Source organism: Massilia sp. MP_M2 (assembly GCF_039123635.1).
Classification (GTDB): domain Bacteria; phylum Pseudomonadota; class Gammaproteobacteria; order Burkholderiales; family Burkholderiaceae_D; genus Telluria.
Map to the genome: position 1 here is coordinate 11,567 of NZ_JBCHJF010000006.1, position 22,897 is coordinate 34,463.

The following is a 22,897-nucleotide window of genomic DNA, read 5'->3' on the forward strand; positions in this document are numbered from 1 at the left end:
TGATGTGCGCAATCCATTACTAGTAGGAGAATCTAGATGGGCATGAACAGAAGGCAGTTCCTCCGCGTAAGCGGTGCGGGACTTGCCGCCTCCACCATCGTCGCGCTCGGCTTCTCGCCGTTGCCGGCGATGGCAGAAACGCGGCATTACAAATTGGCGAAAGCCAAGGAGACGCGCAACACGTGTCCCTACTGCTCGGTGGGCTGCGGCCTGCTGATGTACAGTCTGGGCGACGGCGCAAAGAACGTCACTGCGGACATCATCCACATTGAAGGCGACCCGGATCACCCGGTCAATCGCGGTACGCTGTGCCCGAAAGGCGCCGGCTTGCTCGACTTCGTCCATTCGCCGAACCGTCTCAAGTTCCCGGAAGTCCGCGAACCTGGCACCAACGAATGGAAACGCGTTTCGTGGGATGAGGCAATGACGCGCCTGGCCGGCCTGATGAAGGCTGACCGCGATGCGAATTTCATTCCGACCAACGCCGACGGCCAGCTGGTCAATCGCTGGACGAGCACGGGCATGCTGTGCGCGTCCGCGTCGAGCAACGAAACGGGCTACATCACGCACAAAGCGATGCGTTCGATGGGCATGCTCGTATTCGATAACCAGGCTCGCGTTTGACACGGACCTACGGTGGCCGGTCTGGCCCCGACGTTCGGACGAGGAGCGATGACCAACCATTGGGTTGACATCAAGAATGCCGATGTTGTACTGATCATGGGCGGCAATGCCGCTGAAGCACACCCATGCGGTTTTAAATGGGTTATCGAAGCAAAGCATCACAATAAAGCCAAGCTGGTCGTGGTCGACCCGCGCTTCACGCGTTCGGCCGCCATGAGCGACTATTACGCACCGATCCGCGCTGGCTCGGACATCGCCTTCCTGGGCGGCGTCCTGAACTATCTGCTGACCAACAACAAGATCCAGACCGAATACGTCCGGAGCTACACCAACGCCCCGTTCATCGTGAACGAAGGGTTTGACTTCCAGGATGGCCTGTTCTCGGGCTACGACGAAGCCAAGCGTCGCTACAGCAATGAAAGCTGGGGCTACGAGATGGGTGACGACGGTTACGCCAAGGTCGATCCGACCATGGAGCATCCGCGCTGCGTGCTGCAGGTGATGAAGCGCCACTATTCGCGCTACACGCCTGAGCAGGTCAGCAAGATCACCGGTACCCCGGTCAAGCAATTCCTGAAGGTCTGCGAATACATCGCCTCGACTGCCCAGCCGGGCCGTGCGATGACGATCCTGTACGCACTGGGCTGGACCCAGCACAGCCAGGGTAGCCAGATCATCCGTACCGGCGCGATCATGCAGCTGCTGTTGGGTAACGTCGGTATCGCCGGCGGTGGCCTGAACGCACTGCGCGGTCACTCGAACATCCAGGGTCTGACCGACCTGGGTCTGCTGTCGAACTCGCTGCCAGGCTATCTGTCGCTGGCAACCGACAAGGAGCAGGACCTCGAGACCTACTACAAGCCGCGCGCACTGAAGCCTTTGCGTCCGAACCAGATGAGCTACTGGCAGAACTATCCCAAGTTCTTCGTCAGCCTGCAAAAAGCCTGGTGGGGCGATGCCGCGACCAAAGAGAACAACTGGGCCTTCGACTACTTGCCGAAAATCGACAAGCTGTACGACGTGCTGCAGGCGTTTGAACTGATGGGTCAAGGTAAATTGAACGGTTACATCTGCCAGGGCTTCAACCCGGTCGGATCGTTCCCGAACAAGAAGAAGATCATCGCCGGTCTGTCGAAGCTGAAGTTCCTGGTGACAATGGATCCTTTGAACACCGAAACGTCCGAGTTCTGGAAGAACTTCGGCGAATCGAACGACGTCGATCCAAGCACCATCCAGACGACCGTGTTCCGCCTGCCAACCACGTGCTTCGCCGAAGAGGACGGTTCGCTGTCGAACTCGAGCCGCTGGCTGCAGTGGCACTGGAAGGGCGCCGACGCGCCGTACGAGTGCAAGCCGGACATCGAGATCATCGCTGACCTGTTTACGCGCATGAAGAACCTCTATCTGAAAGATGGCGGTGCATTCTCGGATCCGATCACCAAGCTGTCGTGGCCGTACAAGATTCCGCACAGCCCTTCTCCTGAAGAGCTGGCCAAGGAATTCAACGGCAAGGCGCTGGCCGATATCTATGATGCGAAAGATCCGACCAAGCTCATCCTGAAGGCTGGCGAGCAGGTGCCGGGCTTTGGCGTGCTGCGCGACGATGGCAGCACCGCGAGCGGTTGCTGGGTGTATGCCGGCGCCTGGACGCAGGCGGGCAACCAGATGGCGCGCCGCGACAATGCGGACCCGTACAATATCGGGCAAACGCTGGGTTGGGCCTGGGCCTGGCCAGCGAACCGCCGCGTGCTGTACAACGCTGCCTCGACCGATCCGAAGACGGGCAAGCCGTGGAATCCTGCGCTGAACCTGATCTCGTGGAATGGTAAGGCCTGGACTGGTTCGGATATTCCGGACATCCGTCCTGATGCCGATCCGGCCGAAGAGAACCGTACGCAGCCGTTCATCATGACGTCTGAAGGTGTGGCGCGTCTGTTCGCACCAACCGGCATGGCCGAAGGTCCGCTGCCGGAGCACTACGAGCCGTTCGAGTCGCCGTTCCCGGTCAATCCGATGCACCCGAAAAACCCGCTTGCCCGCGCCAATCCGGCGGCACGCGTGTTCAAGGGCGACATGGAAGCGTTCGGTACGGCCAAGGACTTCCCGTACGTCGCGACCAGCTACCGCTTGACCGAGCACTTCCACTACTGGACCAAGAACGTTGTCTCCAACGCGATCATCCAGCCGCAGCAGTTCGTGGAAATCGGTGAAGAGCTGGCCAAGGCCAAGGGCATCACGAATGGCGATATGGTCAAGGTGTCGTCGATGCGCGGCTTCATCAAGGCCAAGTGCCTGGTGACCAAGCGTATTCCGCAACTCGATTGCGATGGCATGAAGGTCGATACGGTGGGTCTGCCGAACCACTGGGGCTTTGTCGGTGTGGCCAAGCCGGGCTTCCTGGTCAATACGCTGACCCCGTTCGTGGGCGATGCAAATACCCAGACCCCGGAATTCAAGTCGTTCCTGGTCAATATCGAAAGGGTCTAACCAATGTCTTCATTACAATCTCTCGATATTGCGGCGCGTTCGGCAACGACCACGCCGTCGCCAGTGGCCCGTTCGCACAAGCCGGAAGTGGCCAAGCTGATCGACGTTTCCAGCTGCATCGGCTGCAAGGCATGCCAGGTGGCATGCATGCAGTGGAACGATCTGCGCGACGAAATCGGCGAAAACCACGGTACCTACGACAACCCGATCGACCTGACGCCACAGTCGTGGACCGTCATGAAGTTCTCGGAAGTCGTGACCAAGTCCGAGGAAGAAGGCGATCGTCTGGAGTGGCTGATCCGCAAGGACGGCTGCATGCACTGCGACGAGCCAGGCTGCCTGAAGGCCTGCCCGGCGCCGGGCGCGATCGTCAAGTACACGAACGGTATCGTTGACTTCATCAGCGAGAACTGCATCGGTTGCGGCTATTGCGTCGCCGGCTGCCCGTTCGACGTGCCACGCATCAGCAAGGTGGACTCGAAGGCCTACAAGTGTTCGCTGTGCGCCGACCGTGTTGCAGTGAACATGGAACCGGCCTGCGTGAAGATCTGTCCAACTGGCGCCATCCGGTTCGGCACCAAGGAAGACATGATCGACTACGCTGGTGACCGCGTGATCGACCTGAAGGAGCGCGGCTACAAGAACGCCGGTCTGTACAATCCGGCTGGTGTGGGCGGCACGCACGTGATGTACGTGCTGCAGCATGCAGACAAGCCGAACCTGTACGCCGGTCTGCCGGAAAATCCAACGATCAGCCCGACCGTGGCGCTGTGGAAGGGTATCGCCAAGCCACTGGGTGTGGCCGCGATGGTCGGTGCTGCTGTGGCCGGCTTCTTCCACTACATGAAGGTCGGTCCGATCGAGACGCATCACGACGAACCCGATGTTCAGCCGACGCCTGGTCCCGACCAGCGCGACGACGAACGGGTATAAGGAGAAGACCATGTTTATCACTCGCTATCGCGACATGACGCGCATGAACCACTGGGCCGTGGCCCTGTTGTTCATCTGCGCCGGATTGACTGGCTTGGCCTTGTTCCATCCGTCGATGTACTTCTTCTCCACGCTGTTTGGCGGTGGACAATGGACCCGCATCCTGCACCCGTTCTTTGGCGTGGTGATGGTGCTGGGCTTCGTGTTCCTGTTCTTCGCCGTGGTGCGCGACAACTACTGGACCAAGACCGATACGGCCTGGGTCAAGAAGGCGCCGGAACTCCTCAAGGGTAACGAGCACGCGATGCCGCCTGTACACAAGTACAATGCGGGCCAGAAAGCTGTGTTCTGGATCTTTGCCGTGAGCCTGGTGCTGCTGTTGATCACCGGTGTCATGTTCTGGCAACCATGGTTCGCGGACTTCTTCCCGATTCCGCTGCGTCGTTTCGCGATGCTGGTGCACGCGGCTGCGGCCCTGGCACTGGTGCTGAGCGTGATCATGCACGTGTACGCCGCTATCTGGGTCAAGGGCTCGTTCCGCGCCATGACCCGTGGCACGGTGCACGAAGACTGGGCCAAGGCGCACCATCCGCTGTGGTACAAGGAAGTGGCAGAGGACGCCAAGCGCAACAAGCACTAACGTAGTATTGTTCGGCTAAGCTGGCTGTCGAGACCGTCGTTTCCGCCACCCGGGGACGACGGTTTTTCCACTAAAGGGGGCAGCAAATTGCCCCGGCCGATCGGATTGACCATCGCACGAACCGAATAGGAAGCATCCTTTCCATGAGTATTACCAAAGCCACAAAGCTGCTCAGCCCCGAAGAAATCGCTGTCCGGGCTGGCGAGCAAATGCCGTATATCCAACTCCCGGTGCGCCGCGAGTTGTTCTCCGCCCGTGCCACCCGTCTGCGCCAGCTGGCGCCGGGTCATGCGATGCACGACTTTTTGCTGTTTGCCGCCGAACTGGCCGCTGTGCAGCACGAAGTGTTACAGGATTACCCGAGCGTCACGTTGCCAAGTCTGGACGACCTGACCGCCGCCGCGCGCGCTGCCCAGGCACCGGTGCCGGCGCCGCTGTGGCCGCGCGATCCGGTCTGGCGTGGCGCGATGCGCCGCATGCTCGAACTCCTGGCCCCGCGCCTGGCCGGCAGCCCGGCGCAAGCTGCCGTGCAGGCCCTGCTGGCCGCGGGCGACGACCATCTCGAAGGCCAGGCTGAACTGCTGCTGCAAGGCGCAGCAGGCCTGGACATGAGCGCCGCGCCCCTGGTGGCGGCCGGTCTGCAGGTGTACTGGACGAATATGGTCCTGGCAATCCAGGAAGCGTATGGCGCCGCGCGCCAGCAGCCTTACGGCCGCACGCTCGACATGACGACCTGCCCGTGCTGCGGCAGCCTGCCGACGTCGTCGATCACGCGGGTCGACCAGACCGGCAGCAACTTCCGCTATCTGCACTGCTCGCTGTGTTCGGCGCAGTGGCATATGGTGCGGGTCAAGTGCAGCCACTGCGAAGGCACCAAGGGCATCCACTACCATTCACTCGAAGCACTGGCCACCGATGGCGCCGTGCAAGACGCGTCGCAGGCGTCGGTGCAAGCCGAAACGTGCGACGAGTGCCACCATTACATCAAGATCGTGCGCATGGAGCGTGAGCTCAATGTCGATCCGGTGGCCGACGACCTGGCCTCGCTGACGCTGGACATCCTGGTGTCCGAAGCGGGCTACGAGGCGCATGGTGTGAATCTGCTGCTGTTGTCGGGCGGCGAGGAAGCACCGGGCGAACCGGATGGTGCACCACCATCGAACCGGAGTAATTGACCATGTCGCTCAGCGAGTCCGTGGTCCACGGCTCGAAGGCGACAGTCAAGGAGTTGCCTTCGATCGATAAAGTGCTGCGTCTGCCATCGGTGCAGGCGCAGATTTCTGCCCACGGCCACACGCTGGTCGCCGGGCAGGCCCGCGCGCTGGTCGACGACCTGCGCGCGCAGGCGCTGGCTGGCGTGCTGGCGCAGGGCGCCGTGGCCCCCGAATCGCTGGGCCAGGCGCTGGCCGGGCGCGTCGCCGCGCGCATCGCGCCGCGCATGCGCCGCGTGATCAACCTGACCGGTACGGTCATTCATACCAATCTGGGCCGCTCTGTGTTGCCGGACGTGGCGATCCGCCACCTGACGGCCATGATGGCTGGCCCGAACAATCTCGAATACAACCTCGACACTGGCTCACGGGGCGATCGCGACAGCATCGTCGAAGGCTTGCTGTGCGAAATCACCGGCGCCGAAGCGGCGACGGTGGTCAATAACAATGCCGCGGCGGTGCTGCTCTCGCTGGCCGCATTGAGCGGCGGGCGCGAAGCGATCATCTCGCGCGGCGAACTGGTGGAAATCGGCGGGGCCTTTCGCATGCCGGACGTGATGGACAGCGCCGGCGCGATCATGGTCGAAGTGGGCACCACCAACCGTACCCATCTGGCGGACTACGAGCGCGCCATCACCGAGCGCACGTCGATGCTGATCAAGGTTCACACCAGTAACTACATGGTGCAGGGCTTTACCAGTACGGTGTCCGAAGCCGAACTGGCGCCGTTGGCGCGCGCCCGCGGCGTGGCGCTCGTGTCGGACCTGGGCAGCGGCTCGCTGATCGACATGGGCAAGTACGGCTTGCCGCAGGAACCGACGCCGCAGCAGATACTGGCGGACGGCTGCGACGTGGTCATGTTCTCGGGCGACAAATTGCTGGGCGGGCCGCAGGCGGGCCTGATCGTCGGCACGCGCGAACACATCGGGCGCATCCGGAAGTTTCCGATGAAGCGCGCGCTGCGCCTGTCCAAGTTGCCCCTGGCGGCGCTGGAAGCGACCTTGCAGCTGTACCTGCAGCCCGAACTGCTCGTGCATGAATTGCCGACGCTGCGCTGGCTGACGCGCACGCAGGAACAGGTGGCGGTGGCCGCGAACGCGATTCTGGCGCCGCTGCGCGCCGCGCTGGCGCCCCGCTATACCGTTACGCTCGAACCGATGCTGAGCCAGATCGGCTCGGGCTCGCTGCCGATCGACCGCCTGCCATCGTGCGGGCTGGCGATCGCGCCGGTCTTGTCGGGCAAGCGCGGCATGGGCACCGCGCTCGATGCGCTGTCGGACGCGCTGCGCGGCCTGCCGGCGCCGATCATCGGCCGCATTGCCGAGGACCGCGTGCTGCTCGACTGCCGCTGCGTGGACGATCCGAACGACGTCATCCAGCAACTGGCCGGCCTGCGCCTGGCCGTCATCGGGGACGCAGCATGATCGTAGGCACTGCAGGGCATATTGACCACGGCAAGACGGCGCTGGTGCGCGCGTTGACGGGCATCGACGCCGACCGGCTGCCGGAAGAAAAACGGCGCGGCATCACCATCGAGCTGGGCTACGCCTGGATGCCGCTCGAAGACGGCCGCCGCATCGGTTTCGTCGACGTGCCGGGCCACGAAAAGCTGGTACGCACGATGGTGGCCGGTGCCAGTGGCATCGACTTCGGCTTGCTGCTCATTGCAGCGGACGACGGCCCGATGCCGCAGACAATCGAGCATGCGACTATCCTGTCGCTGCTGGGCGTGCGGCGCGGCGCTGCCGTCATCACCAAGATCGACCGCGCGGAGCCGGCGCGCGTCGCCGAAACCGAAGCGCGGGTGCGCGCGCTGCTGGCCAGCAGCGGGCTGGATGATTACCCGGTGCTGCACGTCTCGAGCGTGCGCGGTGACGGCATCGAGGCCTTGCGCGCGGACTTGATTGAAGCGCTGGCCGATGCGCCGGGCGACGAGGTGGCCGGCGCGGGCTTCCGCATGGGCCTGGACCGCGCGTTCACGCTCGACGGCGTCGGCACCGTGGTCGCCGGCAGCATCGCGGCGGGTGGCGTGACGATTGGCGACGCGTTGTCGCTGGCGTCCTCGCCGGATGACACCTACCGCGTGCGCAGCCTGCAAGTGCACAGCCGCGCGGCGCAGGCGGCGCAAGCAGGCCAGCGCTGCGCCGTCGGCCTGGCGGGTCTGGAACGCACGGATGAACTACGCGGCCAGGTGCTGTGCGATCCGGCGATTGCCCTGACCACGCAGCGGATCGATGTCTGGCTGCAGGTTGCCGCCACCGAAGACAAGGTGCTCCGTTCGGGTACGCTCGTGCACCTGCACGCGGCGACCCAGGATTGCCTGGCGACGGTGGCCGTACTGGGCCAGCCGTCGATCGCCCCGGGTGCCGGCGCACCGGCCCAGCTCGTGCTGCACAAGAGCGCCAATGTCTGGCATGGCGACCGTTTTATCTTGCGCGACGCGTCGGCGCTGCGCACGGTGGCCGGTGGCCAGGTGCTCGATCCGCTGGGCCCGATCCGTTACCGGCAGACGCCCGAGCGCCTGGCTTATCTGGAAACGCAGCGCGCCGATGAGCCTCTCACGCGCCTGCTGGGCGCGCTGGCGCAGGCGCAGTATGGCGTCAATGGCGCCACCTGGCTGCGCAGCAGTGGTCTGGCGCGCTGGCCGTTCGATCTCGCAAGCGTGCCGGATATTGTCGTCGGTGCAGGCGGTGAGTGGCTGATCGCCCGCGCTCGCCTGGATGAGGCGCAGGCCGGCCTGCTGGCGGCCCTGCGCGACTTCCACGATCAATATCCGGACGAGATCGGCCCCGATGTACAGCGCGCCCGCCGTCTGGCTGCGCCGCGCATGCCCGAGGCGCTGTGGCTGCAACTCACAAGCCACATGATCGAGGCCAGTGTGCTCGCCCGCCGGAATGGCTTCCTGCATCTGCCCGAGCACGGCGTGGCCTTGCGCGCGGCCGAACAGATCGTGGCCGAACACGCGCTGCCGATGCTGCGCGAAGGGCGCTTCGATCCGCCGTGGGTGCGCGACATCGCGCTGCAGGCGCGCCTGCCCGAAGCGCAGGTGCGCCAGGTGCTGGGCCGCATGGCGCGCGGCGGCGACGTGTATCAGGTGGTCAAGGACCTGTTCTATCACCCGGCTGTGATGCACGAGCTGGCAGGGCTGGCGAGGAAGCTGGCGGCGCAAGAACCGGATGGCCAGGTCACGGCCGCACGGTTTCGCGACCTGACCGGCCTGGGGCGCAAGCGCGCGATCCAGATTCTGGAGTTCTTTGATCGCATCGGTCTGCTGCGCCGCGTGGGTGACGCGCACTTGCTGCGGCCAGGAACGTTGCTGTTTTCCGAGAAATCACCGTGAGCCTGACGCAATTTTTCAGTACAAGGTAAAATCGCGGCTCAACGGAAGGAAATCGTCCCTGGTGGGGCGGCTGGGCTTCAAACCCAGTTGGTGGCGCCATGCGTCGCCGGGTGGGTTCGACTCCCGCATCCTTCCGCCATCTTTTCTGTTTGACACACTCCTATGATCATCCTCGGCTTCGACTATCCGGACGACTGTTACTTCGACCTCGACAACGATATGTGGTGCCGCCCGCTGGGCGATGGCCGCATGCAGGTGGGCGTGAGCGCCTTCGGCGTCCAGATCAGCGGCAATCATTTCTACATGTGCCGCCCCAAACCGGTGGGTAACGAGGTCGAGCAGGGCAAGACCGTGGGTGTCGTGGAGCTGAGCAAGACGGTCGTGACGATCAAGACGCCGGTGGCCGGCACCATCGTCGAGATCAACACGGCGCTGGAAGAAACCCCCGAACTGATCCACCAGGACCCGTATGGCGCCGGCTGGATTTCCGTGATCCAGGCCAGCGACTGGGAGCGCGACCGCGCGCAACTGGCGCATGGCACCAATCTGGTCGAGCAGGCCGAGCGGCGCATGCGGCTCGAGCCGGTCGATGACTGGATCAAGCCGTGAATTCAGCGCCGGCGGGCCTGGCGATCATGGTCTGGTCGTGCGACCTGACGCGGCCTGAAGCCTTGACGACGCCGTTCATGACGGCGCAGGCTGCAGCGGCGCTCGACATGCCCGTCAAGATGTTATTTACCAACCAGTCCGTTGCCTGGCTGCTGCGCGAGAACCTCACGCGTCTGACCGGCTTCGGCGCCGACCGCTGGACGATCGCGCGGCATCTGGATGCGACGCTTGACCTGGGTGTCGAGATCCGTGCCTGCAGTCAGGCATTGAGTGCCCTTGATGCAGGCAGGGCGTTGCTGGTGCCCCAATGCGCCGGCGTCGAAGGCATGGTGACGTTCGTCGAACAGGGCAGCGCGCCCGGCTGGCGCATGCTGGTGTTTTAAGTTTCCAGCATTGCAGTTTCTTCAGGCCGCAGCGTCAACACTGCTACGCCATTCTTTGTGACCGCCACCGTGTGCTCGAACTGCGCCGACAGCGAACCGTCGCGCGTCACCACCGTCCAGCCATCTGCTTCGGTACGCACGCTGCGCCCGCCGCGATTGAGCATCGGTTCAATGGTAAACACCATGCCTTCGACCAGTTTCAGCCCCGTGCCCTTGGCACCGAAGTGCAGCACCTGCGGTTCTTCATGCATCTCGCGACCAATGCCGTGGCCGCAGTATTCGCGCACCACCGAACAGCCATTGCGCTTCGCATGGCGCTCGATCGCCGCGCCAATGTCGCCCAGGCGCGCGCCCGGCCGCACGGCGCGGATGCCTTTCCATAGTGCCTCGTAGGTCGTATGCACGAGGCGCTTTGCCGCCAGGTCGACGTCGCCGACCAGGTACGTCTTGCTGGAGTCGGCAATGAAGCCGTTCTTTTCCAGCGTGATGTCGAAGTTGACGATGTCGCCGTCCTTGAGCACATCGCGCGTGTTCGGCACGCCATGGCAGACCACGTGGTTGATCGAGGCATTGAGCACGAAGCCATAGTCGTACTGGCCCTTGCTGGCCGGCCGCGCGTGCAGGTCGTCAATAATGAAACGTTCGACCAGTGTATCGACATCGAGTGTGGTCATGCCCGCCAGGGACAAGCCGTCGAGCATGCCGAACACTGACGCCAGCAGGCGCCCCGATTCGGCCATCAGCGCCAGTTCATGCGGTTGCTTGGTCATGCGACGCGCAGCCCGGTGACGAGTGGCGGCACCGCCACGCCGGCGGCTGCCAGTTCACGCGCCATGATCTCGTTGAAACTGAGCGATGGATTGGTCTCAGCCAGCATGCCGACCTTGAGCCAGAACGCCGCCTGCGCGTTGATGGAGCGGCACGACACCTTGGTGGCCAGCCGGACCTGATCGTGCAGGTCGCCATCGATATTGACAATGCCCATGGAATAACTCCGGTATATGAAACGTATACGAAGTATATATTCTGGCCGCAGAATATGCCAGCCAAAAAAAAATGCGCCGGGCTGAGAACCCGGCGCCTTCGTTATATCAGAGCGCACATTACATTGGCGTAGGGTGGGCGGCTACGCCGTCCACGCGTTAACCCCGCACGGTATTCGCCCGGCAAACTCTTACAATGACCGCAGGAACGCCAGCAGAGCCTCGCGTTCAACGGTCGCCAGCTTCTCGAAGCGCTTGCGCGCGGCGGCTGCTTCGCCGTCGTGCCACAGGATCGCTTCGCTCAAGGTGCGTGCGCGGCCGTCATGCAGGTAGCCGACCTTGCCGTCCTTGCCCATCACCTTCTCGCTGTAGCCGATGCCCCACAGCGGTGCGGTGCGCCACATGCTGCCGGTGGCCTGGCCTTCGACGTAGTTGTCCGCCAGTCCCGGACCCATATCGTGCAGCAGCAGATCGGTGTACGGCCGGATGGTCTGGTCGCGCAGCTCGGCAAACTGGTGGTTCGGGCCAGTTTTCATCGACGCCGTGTGGCAAGCCACGCAGCGCATCGCCTCGAACAGTTTCTGGCCAGTGGCGACCTGGCGCGTGTCGACCCGGTGTTCGTCCAGCGGCGCGACGCCTTTGGGGAACCCGCTGGCCAGGCTGCGCTGGGCCGGTACGGCCAGCAGCGCCAGATAGTTGGAGATCGATTGCAGCTCCGCTTCCGAGATCCCGCGCTGGCGGGGCGCCGTGGTGCATGCGGCCGGGTTGGCGTCGCAGGAGCGGCTCGGGTAGACGGGCGAGGTCACTGCCATGTCGGCCAGCAGCGCCGACGCCGCCTGGTGGCGCAGCGTGGCCTTCGATGCTTTCCAGCCAAAGCGGCCCAGGCGCACGGCGCCGGTCTCGGGATCGAACACGAAGTTGGCCGTGCCGCGCACGCCGTCGCCGTCCGGGTTCACACGCACGCGCGCCAGGATGTCGGCTTCGGGAATGGCTTCGAGCAGGCCGGTGCCGATCATCGGCTGGGCCGCGCGCAGCGAGACGGTCTCGGGTACCGGGCCGTCAAACGCGATGGTCGGCTTGCGCAGTTCGACCGATGTGCCATCGGCCAGTTGCACCACGCGGGTGTCGAAGCCCGTCACGCGTACCCCGGTGCCCCAGTTCTGCGGCGTGCCGTTGCCGGACACCGCATTCATCTGCACCGTGGTGCCAAAGGTCGGATGCGGCAGTTGCTGGCCCTGCGGACCAACGCGCGCCACGCGCACCGCCATGCCATCGAGGCGCTGGTTAATCGCCGCCGGAGCCGGGCTGCGACCGTTGCCGACGTGGCAGGCGATACAGGCCGACTGGTTGAAGCGCCCGCCCTGCAGACCCACCGCCGCAGCGTAGCGGTCGTTGCCTGCTTCGTTGTGCTCGCCCGTGGTGAAGTTGGTGTGCAGCAGGCGCCGGCCTTCGACGAAGCGCTGCATGTTCTGCATGCCGACGTTGTTGTGCGGCTGCTGGAACATGAACAGGCCATTGTCGCTGTAGTTGTACGACACCGATCCCAGCCCGCCCGACAGCACCTCATCTGGCAGCGGCACCGAGTTCAGGCGCGGCTGCACGCCATACCATGGGCGCAGACCCTGGCCGACCACATAGCTCCATTCCTGCGAGTAGTAGCGGATGCCGCCGGTGTCGCCCAGCGCGCCCAGTGCCTCGCGCGTGGTGAAGTACGAGGGCGAGACTTCGATGATGTCGCCCTTGACGAGCGGCCGGCCCGGCACGCCCCGGCCAGTCTTGAAGCCGTCACTATTGAGCTCGCTGTGGCCCGGGTAATCCTTGACCAGCAAGGTGCACCCGCCATTGATGCCGTTGGCGCTGGCCAGCCGGTTGTTCTGCGGGTAGGGCGTGGGCTTGCAGATCGGGATATCGTTGTTGACCAGTTCGCCGGGCCGCATCCAGCCGTAGCCGGTCGAGTGTGGCTCGTCGAACTGGCGGAAGAACGCGACGCCGCCCTTGAGGAAATCGACCGTCGTATACTGGTTCACGACCAGCATCGGTTGCGTGACGCCGGCGACGCGGCTGTTGTCGATGATCTCGACGCCCCAGGTGCGGTTCTTGTGGTACTGCGGCACGAACGTCAGGTAGTTGCCCGGGCCTTTATCGAGCGGCAGGCCGCTGGCCGGGTCGATCGTGTCGTTCGGGCCGTAGCCGATCTCGTTCCAGTCTTCGCCACGTTCGCGGCCATGGCGCGCCAGGCCGCGGGCGCCGAAGCGCGTTACCAGCGTACCGTCCGCCAGCGTAAATTGCAGCGATTCGATCGGCTCCGCCGTGCCCGGCAGCGGGCTCAGCGCGGCGCCATTGGCCGGGAATGCCACGGCAGACGTCGGCGCATCGGGCAGCGTGTTGTCGCTGCCCGGCGTCTTGAACTCGACTTCGAACAGCGAGTAGCCGTACTGCGTGGCGCGCGCCACGCCCTGCAGGCGCAGGTAGCGGGCCTGAAAGCCCAGGTTGAAAAATTCCTCGACGCCGCCCTTGCCGGTACCGACATCGCGCAACTGCGTCCATGCGACGCCGTCGCTTGACGTGAGCACCGTGTACACCTTGCCGTACGATTGTTCCCAGGTCAGCTTCAGGTAGCCGACTGCGGTGGGCGCGCCGAAATCAAAGCTGATCCAGGCGCCGTCTTCCGGCCGGCTCGACCAGCGCGTGCCGGGCTTGCCGTCGATGGCCATGCCGGCCGCCATGCCGCCGTTCTCGGGTGTCGACGACGTCGCCGCGACGGGCTTGACGGTCAGGCCGGGGCGCGTCAGGTCGATTGGCAGCTGTGGCGCTGGCAGGTCGGGGCTGGGGCTGGGCGCGGCTGGGGTGCCGGTAAATGCCTGGATCTCGAGGATCGAATAACCATACTGGCCGGCGCGCTTGACGCCCTTCATGCGCAGATAGCGACCTTGGGCATTTAAATTCGTGAAATCCTCGGTGCCGCCGACGCTGTCGGTGACGGTCTTGATCGTGCTCCAGCTGCCGCCGTCCTCGGACACCTGCAGCAGGTAGGCGCTGGCATGGGCGGCTTCCCAGTCGATGCGCACACGGGTGATCGTCTGCGTCGCACCGTAGTCCAGCGTCAGCGATTCATCGTCGGTAAAGCGGCTGCCCCAGCGCGTGCCGGCGTCATGGTCGATCGCTGCCGGGCCATCGAGATCGGGCCGCTCGGCCGAGCTGGCCTGGGCTTTGAGCGGGGTCAGCGCTGTTTCGGTGCTGGCGACGACGCCGGCCACCGTCCTGAACAGGCTGGCGCTGGCGTTTTGCATAACGGCAGCAGGCGACTCGCCATTGCCGCCACCGCAACCGGTCAGCAGTGCCGACAGCAGCAGGGTTGGCGCGAGCGGCAGGCCGGGCATGCGGATGCGGCGTGACGACTGCCCGCGAGGCAGTTGATCCATGGTGAAACTCCTTGGTATGAACGTCGATGGGTGAACTGCACAGGTACATTCCGCATGCCCCGATCATGTGTGCCGACCGGGATCGATATAATTGCTCTATGGCAATTGTTAGCCATAAGGTAACCGAGCGGCTCAAGAAGTGTCAAGGGATCTCCACGGATGTGACACTTTGGTCGCGTTCGCAACCGATAAATACATCCCCCGCGCGTCGCATTTCTCCAAAAACCAATCGTGCGCGACATGCCAATTCGTACAATTGCGGGTTAGCCCAACCGGATGGGCAACAATTTTGCGAACGGAGAGACGATGGGGCGATTATTTATGTGGGCGAAGACGCGCCCGGCGCAGTGGGCGCTGTTGGCGGCACTCGTGGCTTGCTACCCTTTGAGCCTTGTCCTGCCGCTGGCGTGGGGCCGCGAGGCGGGGATCCTGGAAAGCCTGCAGGTGCTGGTCTTGCTGAGCGGCTTCGTGTGGGCGGTGGTGGTGTTCGTGCGCCTGCGGCCTGAACGCACCGCGATGCTGGCGCTGTGGACCGCGCCTGTCTGGCTGCTGCTGGCGGGCCGCGAACTCAGCTGGGGCCGGGCCTGGCGCGCCGTCCCCGGATTCGATGCGGCTGGCAGGGCGCTGCCGCCCGAACCGCTGTGGTTCCAGCCGCTCGTCTGGCCGGGCGCCGCGCTGCTCATTGCCTGGCTCGTCTACAGCGCCTGGCATTACCGCATCGACGAAGTTGTGCGCGTCGCGTTCGTGCGCAGCGCCCCCTGGCTGTTGCTGTTCGTAGCGCTCGGCGCGGCCGTGGGATCGACCTGCGCCGAAGGCCATATGTCGTGCCATATCGATCTGGTCGCGTCGCGGGCGCAGGTCTTCGAAGAACTGGTCGAACTGCTGGCCTACGTGGCGCTGTGCAGTCTGCAAGCGGTCGTCCTGAGGCAGCGGGTGCCGGCCTTGCGCCCACGCCATGAACACGCTGTCGATGCCCGGGCAAAGGAAGTGCGCTGAAGGCCGTTGCGCCTGCGCCGCGCAGGTAGCCAGCTTGGCAACTGGGACAAATTGCCCGTTGGTCGCGCCGCCATTTTCCACTAGCATGATGGGTTCTGTGAACTGACCAACTGCCTGCAGCGGTCGCCCGATCATGTTGAATTCAAAAGTTGTCGAAATCCAGCCAGCCCGCCTGGCCATCCCTGATGTCGTTGCCGGCGCGTCGCCCGCCCGTGGCCTGGTGCAGCGTGCCGGCCAGTACTGGACGTTGACCAAGCCGCGCGTGACGCTGCTGACCGTGTTCTGCGCCGTGATCGGCAGCCTGCTGGCCACCGATGGCGCACCGGGTTGGCCCGTATTGCTCTACAGCGCCGCCGGTATCTGGATGCTCGCCGGCGCCGCCTTTGCTGTTAATTGCCTGCTGGAAGCGCGGGTCGATGCACGCATGACCCGCACGGCGCGCCGCGCGACGGCAAGCGGTGACCTGGGGACAGTCCAGACCGTGGTGTTCTCGCTGATGCTGGGCGGCGCCGGCGCGGCGTTGCTGTATACCCAGGTCAATCCGCTGACGATGTGGCTGACACTCGCCACGTTCGTGGGCTACGCCTTTATCTATACCTTGCTGCTCAAGCCAGCGACCCCGCAAAACATCGTGATCGGCGGTTTCGCCGGCGCGATGCCGCCAGCACTTGGCTGGGCGGCAGTGGCGGATGGCGTGCCGCTGGAGGCCTGGCTGCTGGTGTTGATCATCTTCCTGTGGACGCCGCCGCATTTCTGGGCCTTGGCAATGGCGCGGCGCGACGACTATGCGCGCTCCGGCCTGCCGATGCTGCCCATCACCCATGGCATGGCCCACACCGGCCAGCAGGTGTGGCGCTACAGCGTGGCGCTAACGCTCGGGACTGCGCTGCCATGGGCGGTCGGGATGAGCGGGCTGTTTTATCTGGCTTGCGCGTGCGCGCTGAATGCGGTGTTCCTGCGCCATGGCTGGCTGGTGCACAAGCACTACAGCGACGCGATCGCCCGCAAGGCATTCGCCTGGTCGATCGTGTATCTGGCGCTGCTGTTCGGCGCGCTGCTGGCCGACCATTATCTGAACCTGCTATTGGCACCTTGAGGGCGGCGCAGTTGTGAACGAACAATAAAGTTCGACACAAAACAATAAAGTTTGACACAACACGCACGGGCGAACATGCTCTGGCAACTTCCGCTTTCGGCCAGGAGCAGACATTCAGTCAACATCGAGCCTGTCGCCTACTTGAAAATCAAACATGCAAAACCTTCAGGAACAGCAGCGTCTAATCGATGCTGAGCTAGTTAAAGCCATGATCGAAAGCACCCCTGAGTCATGGGAGCAAATCGTATTAGCGCTAACCAGGTTGCCATCGAGTGCGTCGGTTGGGGTGCCGAGGCTCGAAGCTTTTGGAAATTTCCACCATGAGCTATCAAGTCCCCAGGGACATGCTCCCGTTGGGCCTGCCGACAGTCTTTACGCAGCGACGTACACACTTGATGAACTTCTGCAGGGCGCTCGAGGCTCGCTGGTGAAAGCGGTTTACGTCGCAAAACAACAGGGTGACAACTGGACGTTTAAAGCTGATTTCGAGTACGAATAGGCGCTCCAGCTATGTCCGCTTCGGGTCGAAAGCGGTCGGTCGAATAGGTCGTAGAAACCCGGAGGTTGTGTCAAACTTTATTGTTTGTGCACAGCAGTTGCTGGCCGATGGCATGTGCATCTGGGCAAGGACAAGGGCAATGCGCAGCCAGTCTCTTGCCGATCCGCGTTGACCTGCATTGACCGCTTTGCAGCACGCCCCTCGAACTTTCTAACGCTCAGGTCGTCGGCAGGGGCGCTTCCATCTCGCACGTCACGGCCAACAAGGTGTCGCCAAAGCCGCCGCGTGCCCGCGCATCGAGCCTGGCGCTGGTGAACACCCGTGGCAGCGCGCTCCAGGCGAAGCGCGCGCCCGACCGTTCCAGTGCCCGCACCAGCAGCACGTCCTCGTGGCAGGCCACTGCGGCAAAGCCACCGGCGGCCTGATAAGCCAGCGCACAGACGCCCAGATTCGCCCCGTGGATGTGGCGGTGATCTTCGCGGTCGTGGTAGGTGCGCGCAAAATGCTCGCGCAGAAGTTGGGCCTTGTCGGCATGGGGCGACCAGTCGTCGACCGCTACCGAGCCACAGACCACGTCGGCGCCAAGCGCGACCTGCACGGCCAGCCATTGCGGCGAGACGCGCGTATCGGCATCGGTGAACGCCAGCCAGCGCGCCTCGGCGGCAATCAGGTGCAGCGCGCCGGCCGCGCGTGCGCTACCCACCTGGCGCGCCGAGATGTCGAATGCGTCGAGCCGGCAGCCGGCCAGCGTGAACGCCGCCTGCCATGCGCGCACGACAGCGGCGGTACCGTCGTCGCAGGCGTCGAGCACGACGCACACCAGCACCGGTTCGCCCGCCAGCTGCGGATGCGTTGCCGCGTGCAGGACCGCCTGCAGGCAGGCGCCCAGGCACGCTTCTTCGTTGTGGGCCGGGATCGCGACGCCAATCATGCGTGTTCTCCCTCGGACGACGCGACCGGGCGCCAGACGTCGAGCACGAATGCCTCGTCGCGGTGGTGTAGCGCGCGGCGCAGGCCAGGCAGCGCGTCAGCCAGAGCGTGCACGGTCATGGTTGGCGTAATGCGGTCGTCGAAGTCATGCAGGTAGTGGCACAGCACCAGCTCGCCGTCCGGCGCCAGGTTCGCTGTTGCGCTTGCCAGCATCGCGGCGAGCGCGGCTTCGTCGAAGTAATACGCCAGTTCGCTCAGCACGATCAGGTCGAAGGTCTCAGCGCGCGGCCAGTCCGTCGGCAGGCGGCGCGCTTCAAAACGGATGCCGCGCGAGGCAGCATCCGGCACGCGGCGCCGTGCAGCCTCCAACGCACTGGCGGCGCCGTCGCAGGCCAGCAGGCGCTCGCAGCGCGCGGCCAGCGCGATGCTCATTTCACCGTTGCCGCAGCCAGGCTCGAACGCGCTGCGGTAGCGCGGCTTGCCCAGGCTGGCGAGCAGGATCCCGCGCTTGCGTTGTTCATACCAGGCGCCGCGCACGTCCCAGGGGTCATCCGATGCGGCGTACAGGGTTTCAAAATGGGCCAGTGGTTGGGCGTCACGCATGGTCGGGGAAGTAAAGCTCAAAGGGGTGCAGGAGGCGTTCCATGGCAAACGCGGGCAGGATGGGCGCCGCGCCGCTGCTGGCGTCGCCCTCGATCTGGCTGTGGAAGCACCCGAGGGCGGCGCGCTTGCGCGCCAGCGCGTCGGCCGGCGTCGGCAATTTGCGCGCCTGCCCGAGCGGCATCGCACCGTCGCCCGGCGCGCTCCAGTGCCAGCCCCAGACCGGCGCCTGCAACACGCGCGCTCCGCGCTGGCGCGCAACCGTGCTGCAGGCCAGCGCCGTCGATTCATGGTCGGGATGCCCATCGAAGCGCCAGGTGGTAACGACGATGTCGCCCGGCTCTATGATGGTGGCCAACTGGCGCTCAAGTTCAGGCGCGGCGGCCGTGACGCCGCCATCGGGGATGTGCAGGCGCCGCACGCGGCCCACCTCGATGCCCAGTTGGGCCAGGGCGGCCTTGGTTTCGTCGCTGCGAGCCTGACGCAGGCGTGCCTGCGGCCATGCCGGCGAACCGGGATGACTGCCTTCACCATCGGTGACCGCCACGATCAGCGGCGCGTCGCCCCGCGCGGCGACCATTTGCAGCAAGGCGCCGCAGGTCAGGATTTCGTCATCGGGATGGGGCGCCACCACGACCACGCGCGCGCCGGTCGGCACCAATGCGTCGAGCGTGATTGACGGCACCGCGATCAGCGCGGCGTCGCGCGCCCAGTCGGCCGCTGCCGGGCCGGTGCCGCCAATGTGCCGCGAGCGGTTCACAAGTTCCATGGCGCGTCCTCCAGGGCGGCGACAAGTTTGCCGACGGTTTCCAGATCACGTTCGGCGTGGCTCTGGCGCAGGAAGACCGGAAGATCGGCATACAGCTGCGCGAGGGCGGCGTCCTTGCACAGCGGACCGGCGCCCAGTGCGCGCCCCACGGCGTGCAATACCGTGTTGGCGGTGGCTTCGGCGCTCAGGCGGACCGTCATCGCGCTGCGCATCGCGTTGGCTTCAGGTGCGCTGTCGATGGCGGCCGCCGCTTCGCGCATCAGGGCCGCGCACCCTTGCAATGCCACCGTGACTTCGCCCAGCTGGGCCAGGCGATGCGGGTCGCTGCGTTCGGCCAACCGTTCGCGCAGCCCGTCGGCCAGACGCGTGGCGGCGCCGAACCAGCATGCGGCCACACCAGCGCCGCCGTGCCAGAAACCGGCGCGCTCGACATAAAAACCCGGGCCCGCCAGCGGCGTTGCCACCACATCGTCGAACCAGACGTCGACGCTGGCCGTCGCGCGCATGCCCACGGCGTTCCAGCCGTCATCGGTGACGCGCACGCCGCGCTGGTGCAGCGCGACCGCGGCCAGCATCGGCGCGCCGTCTGGATCCCAGCAACTGACCACCGCGTGCGTGAGGCCATGGGCGCCGGAGCACCAGGCCTTGCGGCCGCGCAGAATATGGCCGTGAGCAACGGGCAGCAGGGCCAGGCGTGCATCCGGTGGTTCCGCGCACCAGGTTCCCCAGGTAGCGTGTGGCATGTCCGCCAGCGCGTGCGCTCTCGCTTCGTGCAGGATGGCCACGGCGTCCGTGTGGCCTTCGAACACCTTGGCCAGGGGCAGGTCATGGGCGCCGACAGCGGCCAACGCCTGCCAGCGGGCGAGCGTCGCGCCACGGCCGGGCAGGGCAAGCCGTGCGTGGCCGCGCTGGACAAGTTTGGCAAGCGCATCTAGCGGGGGCAGGCCAGCGAGACTGGCCAGACTGCTGCGTAGCATGGTCAGTGCAAGGGTGGTTGGCGCGGAAATCTGCATGGCATTGACGTGTTTTTATGGCAACGCTTTGATGCTAGCAGGCGACAAGCCACTCTGCCTGTTCGCCATGTCACACAGTCTGGCACTATTTAGTCGAGGCCTCGCAGGCCTATCCGACACGCGTGCCTTGCAGATCGATGCTGCTACACTGCCGCCATCTTCCCCTCCATGGACAGCGTTGCAATGAACATCCAGATCGGCGATGTTGGTCAGGTCATCCAGCTGGCGACTGCGCCCGTGTTCCTGCTGGCCGGTGTCAGCATTCTTCTCATCGTGCTGACCAACCGGCTCGGGCGCATCATTGACCAGATGCGCCTGCTCGAGGAGCGCGCCGTCAAATGCGTGGATGCCGAGTGTGTGGCGGCGCTGAGCAATCTGCACCGCCGCTCCAGCCTGATCAATATCGCGATTGCCACCAGTACCCTGTGTGGCCTGCTGGTCTGCATGGTGATCGCGATGCTGTTCCTCGGCGACGCCACCGGCCTGCCGCTCGTCCATCTGATCGCTGGCAGCTTCATCGGTGCGATGCTGGCCCTGACGACCAGTTTTATCAGCCTGATGTGCGAGATATCGCTGGCGTACCGCCTGATGCGCGAGCAGCAGCTGTTGGCGCTGGCCATGTGCGCGGGGCGCCCGACCTGAGCACGACGTCTTGTCGTTACGCCTGGTGTGCGCGCTTGCCCATCACATGCCGGTCGAGAAAACCGTGCATCGCACTGGCGATCTCGGGCGCGTGGGTTTCCAGCGCAAAGTGACCGGTATCGACGAAGCGCACCTCCGCCTGCGGCAGGTCGCCCGTGAACGCGTGGGCGCCCGCCGGCAGGAAGAACGGATCGTTCTTGCCCCAGATCGCCATGAGTGGCGGCTGGTACTGGCGGAAGTAGGCGTGCAGCTGCCCGTACTGCACGATGTTCTGCCCGTAATCGACCAGCAGGTCCAGCTGCGCATCCACCCCAATGCGTTCGGTGGCGCCGAACGCCAGCGCGTAGCCGTCGGGCGCGACGCGCGACAGATCCTGAACACCTTCCGTGTACTGCCACTTCGTCATTTCGAACGAGTTGAATTTGCGCAGCGCCTCGCGGTTCGCGGCGCTCGGATCGGCCCACGCGGCGCGCATCGGCGCCCAGCCCGGGCTCAGGCCTTCTTCGTAGCCATTGCCGTTCTGGCTCACGATGGCCGTGATGCGCTCCGGATGGCGCACTGCCAGACGCCAGCCAACCGGGGCGCCGTAGTCAAACACATACAGCGCATAGGTGTCGAGGCCCACGGCAGTCGTGAAGGCATCGATGACGTCCGCAAGATGCTCGAACGTGAAGGTGAAGTCCGGGTCGGTGCGCGTCATGCCGAAGCCCGGCAGATCCGGCGCCACGACGCGATAGTTGTCGGCCAGCGCCGGGATCAGGTCGCGGAACATGTACGACGACGCGCCGAAACCATGCAGCAGCAGCACGGCGGGGGTGTCCGCCCGGCCGGCTTCGCGGTAGAACACGTCGACGCCATCGATGTCGATCGTGGTGTAGCGCACCGTAGGGGAGATGACGGCGGGTGATGGGGAATGTGCATGAGGCATGAAGGTTCTCCTTGGTGATGTGGGTTGAATAACCTTCTAAAAGTATTTTTGCAGGTTATGAATGCATTGTTGCATGACCGGAGTAACCTTTCAAGTATAATCTTCATGGTTATTAAATCGGAGGCAGCATGGTAGGTACGTCGCACACTGAACTCAACGCGGCGCCATTGATCGCCGATCATCTGGCACTCGATATGCTTAATACCGAAGCAGGCATGGGCGAGGCGCAGCAGGATTTTTGGCGCAGCAGCGATGCGCTGCTTGACTGGCTGGGACGCTGCGGAATCGATGCGGGATCGCAGAGCGCACTCAGCGCGGACGACTTCCTGGGTGACGCGAAGGCACTGCGCACCGCAGCGCGCGAGCTGATCGCACGCCGCATGCAGGGTGAGCACGGCGATCCTGCGCTGCTCAATCGATATCTGGCGGCGATGGCCTCGAGGCCCGTCCTGGTCTGGGACGATGCGCAACCGCAGCTCGTGCGGCAGGGCGCAGCGCCATCCCCGGCGACAGCATTGGGAACCCTGGCTGAGGCGGTGGCGACATTGCTGGCCGATGGTGATTTCGCGCTGATAAGGCAGTGCGAGCATCCTGAATGCGTGCTGTGGTTCTATGACCGCACGAAGTCGCACCGGAGGCGCTGGTGCAGCATGGCGCTGTGTGGAAATCGCCACAAGGCAGCGCAGTTTCGCGCGCGCAACCGGCCGGCGGCGTAGGCAAGGGAATTGATACTGCTGAAGTTGCGATTTAGTCGCAGGTGTTAAAAAACCCGCTTTGCCGTGAAGGCAAGCG

At 64.6% G+C, this 22,897-nt stretch carries 21 protein-coding genes and 1 tRNA gene; 14 read left to right on the plus strand and 8 right to left on the minus strand.

Going from position 1 to position 22,897, the window contains the following annotated elements; translation table 11 throughout:
* The first annotated feature begins 36 nt into the window (after positions 1 to 36).
* The 9 genes from fdnG to RCH14_RS14070 all read left to right on the plus strand — a co-directional run bounded on the left by fdnG (position 37) and on the right by RCH14_RS14070 (position 10,227).
* A complete protein-coding gene (gene fdnG, locus RCH14_RS14030) occupies positions 37 to 3,111 on the plus strand; it encodes a formate dehydrogenase-N subunit alpha (RefSeq protein WP_343026715.1) in 3,075 nt (1,024 codons plus the stop codon).
* Between the two features lie 3 nt (positions 3,112 to 3,114).
* On the plus strand, positions 3,115 to 4,044 hold the full coding sequence (gene fdxH / locus RCH14_RS14035) for a formate dehydrogenase subunit beta (protein WP_343026716.1): 930 nt from the start codon (positions 3,115 to 3,117) through the stop codon (positions 4,042 to 4,044).
* A 10-nt stretch (positions 4,045 to 4,054) separates the two neighbouring features.
* Positions 4,055 to 4,684 (plus strand): formate dehydrogenase subunit gamma, encoded by a 630-nt coding sequence (locus RCH14_RS14040; protein ID WP_343026717.1) that lies wholly within the window; start codon positions 4,055 to 4,057, stop codon positions 4,682 to 4,684.
* Positions 4,685 to 4,827: 143 nt separating this feature from the next.
* A complete protein-coding gene (fdhE, locus tag RCH14_RS14045) occupies positions 4,828 to 5,859 on the plus strand; it encodes a formate dehydrogenase accessory protein FdhE (RefSeq protein ID WP_343026718.1) in 1,032 nt (343 codons plus the stop codon).
* Positions 5,860 to 5,861: 2 nt separating this feature from the next.
* Positions 5,862 to 7,319 (plus strand): L-seryl-tRNA(Sec) selenium transferase, encoded by a 1,458-nt coding sequence (gene selA / locus RCH14_RS14050; RefSeq protein WP_343026719.1) that lies wholly within the window; start codon positions 5,862 to 5,864, stop codon positions 7,317 to 7,319.
* On the plus strand, positions 7,316 to 9,235 hold the full coding sequence (gene selB / locus RCH14_RS14055; protein ID WP_343026720.1) for a selenocysteine-specific translation elongation factor: 1,920 nt from the start codon (positions 7,316 to 7,318) through the stop codon (positions 9,233 to 9,235). Before selA ends, selB begins: the two co-directional genes overlap by 4 nt.
* Before the next feature lie 43 nt (positions 9,236 to 9,278).
* Positions 9,279 to 9,374, plus strand: a tRNA-Sec gene (locus tag RCH14_RS14060).
* Positions 9,375 to 9,397: 23 nt separating this feature from the next.
* Complete coding sequence (locus RCH14_RS14065) at positions 9,398 to 9,844, plus strand: glycine cleavage system protein H (RefSeq protein ID WP_343026721.1); 447 nt, start codon at positions 9,398 to 9,400, stop codon at positions 9,842 to 9,844.
* Positions 9,841 to 10,227, plus strand: coding sequence for a hypothetical protein (locus tag RCH14_RS14070; RefSeq protein ID WP_343026722.1), 387 nt, complete (start codon positions 9,841 to 9,843; stop codon positions 10,225 to 10,227). Before RCH14_RS14065 ends, RCH14_RS14070 begins: the two co-directional genes overlap by 4 nt.
* On the opposite strand, the gene map is transcribed toward RCH14_RS14070, so the two are convergent.
* From map to RCH14_RS14085, 3 genes are all read right to left on the minus strand, one after another.
* Entirely contained in the window at positions 10,224 to 10,997 is a 774-nt protein-coding gene (map, locus tag RCH14_RS14075) for a type I methionyl aminopeptidase (RefSeq protein WP_343026723.1), read from the minus strand. The two genes, RCH14_RS14070 and map, sit on opposite strands and share 4 nt — an antisense overlap.
* On the minus strand, positions 10,994 to 11,212 hold the full coding sequence (locus RCH14_RS14080; RefSeq protein ID WP_183552352.1) for a ParD-like family protein: 219 nt from the start codon (positions 11,210 to 11,212) through the stop codon (positions 10,994 to 10,996). Before RCH14_RS14080 ends, map begins: the two co-directional genes overlap by 4 nt.
* 189 nt (positions 11,213 to 11,401) lie before the next feature.
* Positions 11,402 to 14,632 (minus strand): di-heme oxidoredictase family protein, encoded by a 3,231-nt coding sequence (locus RCH14_RS14085; protein ID WP_343026724.1) that lies wholly within the window; start codon positions 14,630 to 14,632, stop codon positions 11,402 to 11,404.
* Positions 14,633 to 14,938: 306 nt separating this feature from the next.
* On the opposite strand from RCH14_RS14085, the gene RCH14_RS14090 reads away from it, so the two are divergent.
* The 3 genes from RCH14_RS14090 (at position 14,939) to RCH14_RS14100 (ending at position 17,223) form a co-directional block, all read left to right on the plus strand.
* Positions 14,939 to 15,628, plus strand: coding sequence for a hypothetical protein (locus RCH14_RS14090; protein ID WP_343026725.1), 690 nt, complete (start codon positions 14,939 to 14,941; stop codon positions 15,626 to 15,628).
* 133 nt (positions 15,629 to 15,761) lie between these two features.
* Positions 15,762 to 16,724, plus strand: a complete 963-nt coding sequence (gene cyoE / locus RCH14_RS14095) for a heme o synthase (RefSeq protein WP_343026726.1) — start codon at positions 15,762 to 15,764, stop codon at positions 16,722 to 16,724.
* A 154-nt stretch (positions 16,725 to 16,878) separates the two neighbouring features.
* Positions 16,879 to 17,223 carry a hypothetical protein gene (locus tag RCH14_RS14100; protein ID WP_343026727.1) on the plus strand — a complete coding sequence of 115 codons (345 nt, stop codon included), beginning with the start codon at positions 16,879 to 16,881 and terminating at the stop codon, positions 17,221 to 17,223.
* Between the two features lie 217 nt (positions 17,224 to 17,440).
* On the opposite strand, the gene RCH14_RS14105 is transcribed toward RCH14_RS14100, so the two are convergent.
* From RCH14_RS14105 to RCH14_RS14120, 4 genes are read right to left on the minus strand one after another with little or no spacing between them, the layout of a single operon-like run.
* A complete protein-coding gene (locus RCH14_RS14105) occupies positions 17,441 to 18,154 on the minus strand; it encodes a glycosyltransferase (protein WP_343026728.1) in 714 nt (237 codons plus the stop codon).
* Complete coding sequence (locus tag RCH14_RS14110; protein WP_343026729.1) at positions 18,151 to 18,756, minus strand: SAM-dependent methyltransferase; 606 nt, start codon at positions 18,754 to 18,756, stop codon at positions 18,151 to 18,153. The genes RCH14_RS14105 and RCH14_RS14110 overlap by 4 nt, the downstream gene beginning before the upstream one ends.
* The gene (locus RCH14_RS14115; RefSeq protein WP_343026730.1) at positions 18,749 to 19,522 is read right to left on the minus strand and encodes a PIG-L family deacetylase; all 774 of its coding nucleotides are present in this window, start codon (positions 19,520 to 19,522) and stop codon (positions 18,749 to 18,751) included. Before RCH14_RS14115 ends, RCH14_RS14110 begins: the two co-directional genes overlap by 8 nt.
* Positions 19,510 to 20,535: an acyl-CoA dehydrogenase gene (locus tag RCH14_RS14120; RefSeq protein WP_343026731.1), complete on the minus strand. Its 1,026-nt coding sequence runs from the start codon at positions 20,533 to 20,535 to the stop codon at positions 19,510 to 19,512. The genes RCH14_RS14115 and RCH14_RS14120 overlap by 13 nt, the downstream gene beginning before the upstream one ends.
* 183 nt (positions 20,536 to 20,718) lie before the next feature.
* Between RCH14_RS14120 and RCH14_RS14125 the strand changes: the two genes are divergently transcribed.
* Positions 20,719 to 21,177 carry a DUF2721 domain-containing protein gene (locus RCH14_RS14125; protein ID WP_343026732.1) on the plus strand — a complete coding sequence of 153 codons (459 nt, stop codon included), beginning with the start codon at positions 20,719 to 20,721 and terminating at the stop codon, positions 21,175 to 21,177.
* A gap of 16 nt (positions 21,178 to 21,193) precedes the next feature.
* On the opposite strand, the gene RCH14_RS14130 is transcribed toward RCH14_RS14125, so the two are convergent.
* A complete protein-coding gene (locus tag RCH14_RS14130; protein WP_343026733.1) occupies positions 21,194 to 22,105 on the minus strand; it encodes an alpha/beta hydrolase in 912 nt (303 codons plus the stop codon).
* 167 nt (positions 22,106 to 22,272) lie between these two features.
* Between RCH14_RS14130 and RCH14_RS14135 the strand changes: the two genes are divergently transcribed.
* A complete protein-coding gene (locus RCH14_RS14135) occupies positions 22,273 to 22,821 on the plus strand; it encodes an ABATE domain-containing protein (RefSeq protein ID WP_343026734.1) in 549 nt (182 codons plus the stop codon).
* Positions 22,822 to 22,897: the final 76 nt, after the last annotated feature.

Excerpts from the sequence above, each read along its gene's own strand:
- RCH14_RS14080 (WP_183552352.1), bottom strand. The coding sequence starts at position 11,212 with ATGGGCATTGTCAATATCGATGGCGACCTGCACGATCAGGTCCGGCTG.
- RCH14_RS14115 (WP_343026730.1), bottom strand. The coding sequence starts at position 19,522 with ATGGAACTTGTGAACCGCTCGCGGCACATTGGCGGCACCGGCCCGGCA.
- RCH14_RS14085 (WP_343026724.1), bottom strand. The coding sequence starts at position 14,632 with ATGGATCAACTGCCTCGCGGGCAGTCGTCACGCCGCATCCGCATGCCC.
- RCH14_RS14090 (WP_343026725.1), top strand. The coding sequence starts at position 14,939 with ATGGGGCGATTATTTATGTGGGCGAAGACGCGCCCGGCGCAGTGGGCG.
- fdxH (WP_343026716.1), top strand. The coding sequence starts at position 3,115 with ATGTCTTCATTACAATCTCTCGATATTGCGGCGCGTTCGGCAACGACC.
- RCH14_RS14130 (WP_343026733.1), bottom strand. The coding sequence starts at position 22,105 with ATGCCTCATGCACATTCCCCATCACCCGCCGTCATCTCCCCTACGGTG.
- RCH14_RS14040 (WP_343026717.1), top strand. The coding sequence starts at position 4,055 with ATGTTTATCACTCGCTATCGCGACATGACGCGCATGAACCACTGGGCC.
- selB (WP_343026720.1), top strand. The coding sequence starts at position 7,316 with ATGATCGTAGGCACTGCAGGGCATATTGACCACGGCAAGACGGCGCTG.
- RCH14_RS14125 (WP_343026732.1), top strand. The coding sequence starts at position 20,719 with ATGAACATCCAGATCGGCGATGTTGGTCAGGTCATCCAGCTGGCGACT.
- RCH14_RS14110 (WP_343026729.1), bottom strand. The coding sequence starts at position 18,756 with ATGCGTGACGCCCAACCACTGGCCCATTTTGAAACCCTGTACGCCGCA.
- RCH14_RS14105 (WP_343026728.1), bottom strand. The coding sequence starts at position 18,154 with ATGATTGGCGTCGCGATCCCGGCCCACAACGAAGAAGCGTGCCTGGGC.
- RCH14_RS14120 (WP_343026731.1), bottom strand. The coding sequence starts at position 20,535 with ATGCAGATTTCCGCGCCAACCACCCTTGCACTGACCATGCTACGCAGC.
- RCH14_RS14100 (WP_343026727.1), top strand. The coding sequence starts at position 16,879 with ATGCAAAACCTTCAGGAACAGCAGCGTCTAATCGATGCTGAGCTAGTT.
- map (WP_343026723.1), bottom strand. The coding sequence starts at position 10,997 with ATGACCAAGCAACCGCATGAACTGGCGCTGATGGCCGAATCGGGGCGC.
- fdhE (WP_343026718.1), top strand. The coding sequence starts at position 4,828 with ATGAGTATTACCAAAGCCACAAAGCTGCTCAGCCCCGAAGAAATCGCT.
- cyoE (WP_343026726.1), top strand. The coding sequence starts at position 15,762 with ATGTTGAATTCAAAAGTTGTCGAAATCCAGCCAGCCCGCCTGGCCATC.
- selA (WP_343026719.1), top strand. The coding sequence starts at position 5,862 with ATGTCGCTCAGCGAGTCCGTGGTCCACGGCTCGAAGGCGACAGTCAAG.
- RCH14_RS14065 (WP_343026721.1), top strand. The coding sequence starts at position 9,398 with ATGATCATCCTCGGCTTCGACTATCCGGACGACTGTTACTTCGACCTC.